Raw genomic sequence first — 576 nt, forward strand, 5'->3', positions numbered from 1 at the left:
GGAGAGGAGGGCTGCGGGACGGCGCGCAGCAGCAGTGCGAGCACTCCGGCCAGGGCGGTCAGCCCGGCGCACACCCAGAACACCTGGCGGTGGCCCGTCCAGGTGGCCACCGTGCCGACGGCCAGGCCGCCCAGGAACATGCCGGCCTTGAAGGCGCTGGAGTACAGGGCGGAGGCGGTGCCGAACCGGCCGGGCAGGCTGTCCTGGAGCACGACCACCGGGATGTTCAGGGCCACCGCCACCCAGGCCGCGTTGAGCAGCTGCAGCGCGAGCAGGAGCGGGCGGCTGTCCGTGAGGGGGAGGAGGCCGAAGAACACGGTGGCGCAGACGGTGGCCGCGACCATCATCCGCTGCTTGCCGACCCGGTCCGCCCAGACACCGGCGAGCACCATCAGCGGGACCTCCAGGGCGGCGCTCACCCCGAGCAGCAGTCCGGCGAACCGCGGGCTCATGCCCAGCTCTTCGGTGATGTGGAGGGGGATGTCGATCTGGTACATCGAGTTGGCGCCGAGCAGCAGCACCACCACGCCCAGCACCAGCACCGTGCGCAGGCCGAGTCCCCGGAACATGCCGAGC

1 protein-coding gene is annotated in these 576 nt (G+C 72.0%); it reads right to left on the reverse strand.

The genetic code is table 11. From position 1 onward, the window contains the following. On the reverse strand, positions 1–576 hold a 576-nt coding region (locus tag CCN35_RS26685; protein WP_143631873.1), incomplete at both ends, for an MFS transporter.

The sequence above is a fragment of the Streptomyces thermovulgaris genome (assembly GCF_002155915.1).
GTDB classification, from domain to species: domain Bacteria; phylum Actinomycetota; class Actinomycetes; order Streptomycetales; family Streptomycetaceae; genus Streptomyces; species Streptomyces thermovulgaris.